7 protein-coding genes, 1 tRNA gene and 1 pseudogene are annotated in these 7,545 nt (G+C 64.0%); 8 read left to right on the forward strand and 1 reads right to left on the reverse strand.

Going from position 1 to position 7,545, the window contains the following annotated elements; genetic code table 11:
* Positions 1 to 62 precede the first annotated feature (62 nt).
* The 8 genes from obgE (at position 63) to EKH49_RS06730 (ending at position 7,103) form a co-directional block, all read left to right on the forward strand.
* Positions 63 to 1,652: a GTPase ObgE gene (obgE, locus tag EKH49_RS06695; protein ID WP_128470203.1), complete on the forward strand. Its 1,590-nt coding sequence runs from the start codon at positions 63 to 65 to the stop codon at positions 1,650 to 1,652.
* 3 nt (positions 1,653 to 1,655) lie between these two features.
* Positions 1,656 to 2,813 (forward strand): glutamate 5-kinase, encoded by a 1,158-nt coding sequence (gene proB / locus EKH49_RS06700; protein WP_128470204.1) that lies wholly within the window; start codon positions 1,656 to 1,658, stop codon positions 2,811 to 2,813.
* A gap of 16 nt (positions 2,814 to 2,829) precedes the next feature.
* On the forward strand, positions 2,830 to 4,116 hold the full coding sequence (locus EKH49_RS06705) for a glutamate-5-semialdehyde dehydrogenase (RefSeq protein ID WP_128470225.1): 1,287 nt from the start codon (positions 2,830 to 2,832) through the stop codon (positions 4,114 to 4,116).
* Between the two features lie 118 nt (positions 4,117 to 4,234).
* Entirely contained in the window at positions 4,235 to 4,447 is a 213-nt protein-coding gene (locus EKH49_RS06710) for a hypothetical protein (protein ID WP_128470205.1), read from the forward strand.
* 2 nt (positions 4,448 to 4,449) lie between these two features.
* Positions 4,450 to 5,055, forward strand: a complete 606-nt coding sequence (gene nadD, locus EKH49_RS06715; protein WP_128470206.1) for a nicotinate-nucleotide adenylyltransferase — start codon at positions 4,450 to 4,452, stop codon at positions 5,053 to 5,055.
* Between the two features lie 82 nt (positions 5,056 to 5,137).
* Entirely contained in the window at positions 5,138 to 6,520 is a 1,383-nt protein-coding gene (locus tag EKH49_RS16535; RefSeq protein WP_161567465.1) for a hypothetical protein, read from the forward strand.
* Between the two features lie 57 nt (positions 6,521 to 6,577).
* Positions 6,578 to 6,958 (forward strand): ribosome silencing factor, encoded by a 381-nt coding sequence (rsfS, locus tag EKH49_RS06725; RefSeq protein WP_038990849.1) that lies wholly within the window; start codon positions 6,578 to 6,580, stop codon positions 6,956 to 6,958.
* A 72-nt stretch (positions 6,959 to 7,030) separates the two neighbouring features.
* A tRNA-Ala gene (locus EKH49_RS06730) sits at positions 7,031 to 7,103 on the forward strand.
* 47 nt (positions 7,104 to 7,150) lie between these two features.
* Here the strand turns inward: EKH49_RS06730 and EKH49_RS16540 are convergent.
* Positions 7,151 to 7,545, reverse strand: a pseudogene (locus EKH49_RS16540) (IS481 family transposase); the annotation flags it as partial.

The raw sequence follows: 7,545 nt of genomic DNA on the forward strand, positions 1-7,545 counted from the left end.
GTGCATAGTTAGACTTTTAAGCGAGTATCCCTCGCACCCCCGTACTAGGAGTAGATGGCCCCGTGGCTGCATTCGTTGATCGCGTAACCCTTCATGTCACCGCAGGTAATGGTGGCCACGGTTGTGTGTCCATCAAGCGTGAGAAGTTCAAGCCGCTTGGCGGTCCCGACGGCGGCAACGGAGGCAAGGGCGGAGACATCATCCTGCGCGTCGACCCCCAGGTCACCACGCTGCTGGACTTCCACCACCTGCCGCACCGCAAGGCCGGCAACGGAGAACCGGGCAAGGGCAGCCTGCACCCGGGCAAGAGCGGCGAGGACCTGGTCCTCGGCGTACCTGCCGGCACCGTCATCAAGACCAAGGACGGCGACATCCTCGGCGACCTGGTCAATCCGGGCGACGAATACATCGCAGCCATCGGCGGCATGGGCGGCTTGGGCAACGCAGCCATCGCCTCGGATAAGCGCAAGGCCCCGGGCTTCGCATTGCTGGGCATCCCTGGCACCAGCCAGGACATCGTCCTGGAACTGAAGTCCATGGCCGATATCGCCCTCGTGGGCTACCCCTCGGCCGGCAAGTCCTCGCTGATCGCCGCCCTGTCCGCGGCGCGCCCGAAGATCGCCGACTACCCATTCACCACGCTGGTGCCCAACCTGGGTGTGGTCGAAGCCGGCGAAACCCGCTTCACCGTCGCCGACGTGCCCGGCCTGATCCCGGGCGCTTCCGAAGGCAAGGGGCTGGGCCACGAGTTCCTGCGCCACGTCGAGCGCTGCGCGGCGATCGTGCACGTGCTGGACTGCGCCTCGCTGGAATCGGACCGCGACCCGATCAGCGACCTGGAGATCATCGAGTCGGAGCTGGCCAACTACGAGGCCGATTCCACCTTCGCCGGCACCGATGGCACCATCGTGCCGCTGATCGACCGCCCGAAGCTGATCGCGCTGAACAAGGTCGACATGCCGGACGGCGCTGACATGGCCGAATTCGTTCGCCCGGAATTGGAGAAGCGCGGCTACCGCGTCTTCGAGATCTCCGCGCTCTCGCGTAACGGATTACGCGATCTGTCCTTCGCTATGGCTGAATTGGTAGAGCAGGCCCGTGCCGAACAGGTGGTTGAAGCCCCTGTCGTCGAGGTGCCTGTGATCCGTCCGCGCGCAGCCAAGCGCGTCGAATTCACCATCCGCCGCGAGGAGCAGAACCTTGAGCCGATGTGGCGGGTGATTGGCGAGAAGCCGGAACGCTGGATCATGCAGACCGACTTCCGCAACGATGAAGCCGTAGGCTACCTGGCCGACCGCCTGGCCAAGCTGGGCGTCGAGACCCAGCTGTTCAAGTCCGGCGCCAAGCCGGGCGACGCGGTGGTCATCGGTGCAGAGGACGACGCAGTGGTCTTCGACTGGGAGCCGACCATGGCTGCCGGTGCCGAACTGCTCGGCGGCAGCCGGCGCGGCGAGGATATCCGCCTCGAGGACCGCGGCGACCGCAAGACCCGCGAGGAGAAGCGTGCCGAGCACGAGGAGCGCAAGGCCGCCAAGGCGGCCGCCCGCGCCGAGCTGGAAGCCGAACGCAAGGCCGGCATCTGGACCGAATCCGTGGACGCCAAGTACGGACGCAAAACTGCTGAACCAAAGGCAAACCAGGAGGAAAATTAAAGTATGAGTGAAAGCGCCACCAAGACAATTTCAGCCATTACCTCGCCCCACCAGCTGCCGCAAGCCAAGCGGCTGGTCATCAAAGTCGGATCCAGCTCGTTGACCACGGTCAGCGGCGGGATATCGCACGAACGGCTGAAGTTCCTGGTGGACACGCTCGCTGAAACCTTGCGCAACGGTACCGAGGTCATTCTCGTTTCCTCCGGCGCCATCGCCGCCGGCCTGGCCCCGCTCGGGTTGGCCAAGCGTCCCAAGGACCTTGCCACCCAGCAGGCCGCCGCGGCCGTCGGCCAGGGCCTGCTGCTGGCGCAGTACACCCAGCTGTTCGACGAGTACGACCAGCGCGTGGGCCAGGTGCTGCTGACCGCCGATGACCTGATGCGCCGCTCCTCCTACACCAACGCGCTGCGTTCCCTGGTTCGCCTGCTGAACCTGGGCGTGCTGCCCATCGTGAACGAAAATGACGCGGTAGCCACCCGCGAAATCCGCTTCGGCGACAACGACCGGCTCGCCTCGCTGGTGGCCCACCTGGTCAAGGCCGACGCGCTGCTGCTCTTCTCGGACGTGGACTCCGTTTACGACGCGCACCCGGACGACGGCGGCAGCCGGATCACCACCATCGAGCACCCCGATGAGCTCGAAGCCGTGGATCTGGGCACCCCGGGTGCGGCCGGGGTGGGCACCGGCGGCATGATCACCAAGGTCGACGCCGCGACCCTCAGCTCCTCGGCAGGCATCCCCACGCTGGTGACCAGCACCGACAATGCGGCCAAGGCGCTGCGCGGAGAGGACGTGGGCACCTGGTTCGCGGCCCGTAACTCCCGCCGTTCGGCCCGCGACGTCTGGTTGGCCTACCTGGCCAACATCGAAGGCAAGCTGATCCTGGACGCCGGCGCGGTCAAGGCCATCGCCAGCGGCACCAACTCGCTGCTGGCCGCCGGCATCACCGCCGTGCGCGGGGAATTCGAAGCCGGCGATGTCGTCGAAATCTGCGATGCCGATGGGACGCCTTTCGCCCGCGGGCTGGTGAATTTCGGCTCCCACGAACTGCCCGACATGCTGGGTCACAGCACCACGGAACTGGTGGAAGAAATGGGCGCAGGTTACGACAGGTCGGTAGTGCATGTCGATGATCTGGCTTTGATCGAACCCATTTTCTAGAATGAGGAGCATGAGTATGGACGCCGTAAACACCGAAGCAACGACCACCGACGTCACCACCTCGGTCCATCAGCTGGCCGATCGCGCACGCCGCGCCTCGCGGATCCTCAAGCGCGCCAACCGCGACTGGAAAGACCGCGCCCTGGCCGCCATGGCCGCGCGCATCGACGAGAACCGCTCGATGATCCTGCGCGCCAACGAGCAGGACTTGGCCTCGGGCCGCGCCAATGGCACCTCCGAAGCCCTGCTTGACCGGCTGAAGCTCGATGGGCCGCGCATCGACGGCCTGATCGCCGCGCTGCATGAGCTCGCCGGGCTGCCCGACCCGGTAGGCCGCGTGGTGCGCGGCGAAACCCTGCCCAACGGCCTGCGCATGCGCCAGGTCAATGTGCCGCTGGGCGTCATCGGCACAATCTACGAAGCCCGTCCCAACGTCACCGTGGACATTGCCGGCCTGGCGTTGAAGAGCGGCAATGCCGTGCTGCTGCGTGGCGGCTCGGCCGCGCTGAACTCCAACCAGGCGCTGGTTGCGGTGATCCGCGATGCGCTGGAGTCCGTCTCCCTGCCGCGCGACATCGTGATCTCGGTCGACGAGTTCGGCCGTGCCGGCGCCGACGCCATGATGGGCGCCCGCGGGAAGATCGACGTGCTCATCCCGCGCGGCGGCCGCGAGCTGATTCAGCGCGTGGTCACCACCGCCAAGGTGCCGGTGATCGAAACCGGCGAGGGCAATGTGCATATCTTCCTCGACGCGAGCGCCGACGAGGAAATGGCGGTGGACATCCTGCTCAACGCGAAGACCCACCGTCCCAGCGTCTGCAACACCGTGGAAACCCTGCTGGTCCACAAGGACGCGGTAGCCGCCCCGGCAGTGCTGCAGGCCCTGTCCGCTGCCGGCGTGAGATTGCACACGGACGATCGTGCCGCCGCACTGGTTCCGCAGCTGCAGACCATCGACGCGGGGGAGGAGGACTGGGGCAACGAGTACCTGGATCTGGACATCGCGGTGAAGGTCGTCGACGGCATGGACCAGGCCCTGGAGCACATCCGCGCCTACTCCACCGGCCACACCGAGGCGATTGTCACCTCCTCGCTGGCCGCCTCCGAGCAGTTCGTCGCGGAGATCGACTCGGCCGCCGTGATCGTCAACGCCTCCACCCGGTTCACCGACGGCGGTCAGCTTGGCCTGGGCGCCGAAGTGGGCATCTCGACCCAGAAGATGCACGCCCGCGGCCCGATGGGCCTGGCCGAGCTGACCACGACCAAGTGGATCGTCCAAGGCGACGGACATATCCGGAAATAGTTTCTGACCGCCCTTTTCGGTACGATGTAGAAGAAACGTACCGTTACTTTTCGAGCCGCTGCTCCATCCGCCCAGGCTGGTGGCGCAGCGGGCTCGTGAAAACGACTGGAGAATTATCTTGAACGCGCTGATTTTGGCTTCCGAAGCCGCTTCCACCGGCATGGACCCTCACACTTTCGCTGTGATCATCGGTGGTGGCATCTTCGCAGCACTGATGATCCTGCTGTTGATCACCGTGTCCTACACCAACGTAGGCAACCGCCACGAAGCCAAGCCTGAGCCAGAGGACACCCACCGCCAGTTCAAGACTCACGTACCGCATAGCCACTAGTCTTGGCAGAGCACAAGCCTCAAGACCGCCCATTGCGCCTCGGCGTGATGGGCGGTACTTTTGACCCCATCCACAATGGCCACTTGGTAGCCGCCAGCGAGGTAGCTGCCGAGTACGACCTGGATGAGGTTGTTTTCGTACCCACTGGCCAGCCATGGCAGAAGGCCGATCGCCAGGTCACTGGCGCCGAGCACCGGTACCTGATGACGGTGATCGCCACCGCGTCGAACCCGCGCTTCACCGTAAGCCGCGTCGACATCGACCGAGAGGGCGCCACCTACACGCGCGACACGCTGCTCGATCTGCGTGCCCTGCGCCCGGACGCGGAGCTGTTCTTCATTACCGGTGCCGACGCGATGAGCCAGATCATGAGCTGGCGCGACATCGACCAGGTCTTCGACCTCGCCCACTTCGTTGGCGTGAGCCGTCCTGGCTATGTCATCGCGGATCTGGGCCGCGACAACGTCTCGCAATTGGAGATTCCCGCATTGGCAATTTCCTCCACCGATTGCCGGGAGCGTGTCGCCGCAGATAAGCCGGTTTGGTATCTGGTGCCGGACGGTGTGGTGCAGTACATTGCAAAATATGGGCTGTATACCGAGTCGTAACCTCACATAGGGTGGGGTAACACGGCATAATCTCTAGGTAAGGGTGACGGTATTTGTCTATGCGGTCGGGAGAAGTATCAGGATGAGCGATAACTCGCAGCCGGTTTCAAGCAGGCGAGCTCTGCGCGAAAAACGACGTGCTGAGATGGAAGCATTGCTGGCCAGCAGCAAGGCCGAACAGGAAGCCAAGGAACTCGCGTCGAAGGACAAGGCCGAGGATTCGGCGAAGCCAGCGAAAAGCGACGCGACCCCAAAGGCCAAGCCGGAACCCAAGGCAGAGCTAGCAAAAACGGCTTCGGCCAAGGAGCCGGCTGCAAAGCCTGCTCCCAAGGAGGCAAGCGGCAAGCCGGAAGCGGCCAAGCCAGTCCCGCAGTCACCAGCCGCCAACGCCGCTCAGGCCAAGCCGCAAGCGGCAAAGCCCGCTCCGGCCAAGGCTCCCAGCGCCAAGCCCGCAGCCAAGCCGGCTGGTGCACCGCAGGCCGAAGAACCACTAGGTGAGCGCGCATCGCTGCGCCGTGCCCGCGACCGCGAGGCATTGCGCGAGCGCCGCCGCCTTGAAGAAGAAGTCGGCGCGCTGACCACCAACATTCCAACCGTCGCCCCGGCCGAGGAGCCGAAGCCGCTGACCCGCCGCCAGCTGCGCCTGCAGGCGTTGGCTGATCAGGGCAAGGCGGAGCAGGAGCCCGCCGCCGCGAAGAAGCCTGCGGCCAAGGACGACGCCCCGGAGACTACCGTCATGAGCGTCGAGCAGGCGTTGGCCGCACGCCGCGCCCATGCGCCCAAGGCTCCGGTTGATCCGAACCTGCTGGGGGAGGACGACTCCGAGATCGATCTCGAGGTTCTCGCCCACCAGCGTGAAATGGCCGCTCGCGCAGCCATCATTTCCCGCCGTGCCGCGGAGCGCGAACGCCTGCGCGTGCAGAACGCCAACCAGGGCAAAGACGACCAGGCGTCCGACCCGTTCACCGGCGCCATGGGCAACATCCGCGAGGTCGAGGACCGCATCGCAAAGACCGGCGTGCAGGGCCCGAAGACGCAGAGCGTCTCACTGGACTTCACCGCAGGATCCAAGAAGGACGAAGCGGCGCCAGCAGCCAAGAAGCCGATGGCCAAGCCAGCATCAAAGCCCGCGGCGAAAGCCCCAGCGAAGCCTGCGGCCAAGGCCCCGGCTAAGCCGGCTCCCAAGCCAGCGTCGAAGGCGCCGGCCAAGCCTGCGCCCAAGGCCCCAGCCAAGCCCGTTGCAAAACCGGCGGCCAAGCCTGCGCCAGAGCCGCAGGCCGAGCAGCCAGCTGCTGGCGTCGACATGCCACGCATCGACGCGGTCAACGCGCAGGGCTTGCAGCCGCTTGACGTGCAGGCCCACGGTCTTCGCCGAGCCAACAACATGCTGATCGCGATGATCGTCGCCCTCAGTGTGGGCGGTGCCGCGTTGGTCGCTGGCCTGATCATGTTGCTTGGCAACTAGTTTTCGTAGGACAATTAGGTTCTCGATCTACACCTCTATAAGGAGACACTCCACTCAATGGGAGCACACGCAGAATCAATCGCCCTCGTGAAGGTTGCCGCGCATGCGGCTTCCGAAAAGCTGGCAGAAAACATGGTCGCGCTGGATGTTGCCGACCGCCTGGGCGTCACCGACGCTTTCTTGATTGTTTCTGGTGGGTCAGAACCTCAGGTGAACGCGATCGTCGACGAAATCGTTGCCGAGGTGCTCGACAAGTACAGCATGCGCCCGATCCGCCGCGAAGGCTTCGGCCTGGGCCGCTGGGTACTGCTGGACTACGGCGACGTCGTCGTCCACGTCCAGCACCAGGAAGACCGCATCTTCTACGCGCTTGAACGCCTTTGGGCCGACTGCCCAGTCATCGAGCTGCCTGCGGAAAACTCTGAAAACCAGAAGTAGCCCTCAATTTGCATCCTGATCAGGTAGTCATCTATGATTGTGGAGTTGCCTGATCAGGGTAGCAATCCTTTTGGGGGTATGGCGCAGTTGGTAGCGCGTCTGCATGGCATGCAGAAGGTCAGGGGTTCGAATCCCCTTACCTCCACAATGTGAAGAGTCGAGACATCGTTGACAGATGAGTCGAGACATACTTTACAAATTTTGATCGGAATCCCTCGGCCACCGGCCGGGGGATTTCTGCTTATCCGGCCAGTAGTTTCGCTCCGCGTCAATCAAATGTCTGCTCAGGATTTCTGAGGTCTCGAGATCCAGCACGGTGACTTCGACGGTGTCGATGAGCATCATGACTTTCTTTCTGCGATGGACTTTGCGTACCCCTAAATGGTGCAGTTTTCCTTCGTGCCTCAGGGTTACTTTGCCGTCCGTGTCGATGCGATCGTAGCGGATGCGAAACTCGCGATCACGGGTTACATCTATGAGGTTGGGGCGTGCTTTGAGGGTGCGCTGGTACCACTGTTCTGGCGTGTTTCGATTCAGTGCCCGGTGCGGTCGTTGGGTGTTGTAAACGTGCTGGAATTCGTCCAAGG

The sequence above is a fragment of the Glutamicibacter sp. HZAU genome, from assembly GCF_004100365.1.
GTDB classification, from domain to species: Bacteria; Actinomycetota; Actinomycetes; order Actinomycetales; family Micrococcaceae; genus Glutamicibacter; species Glutamicibacter nicotianae.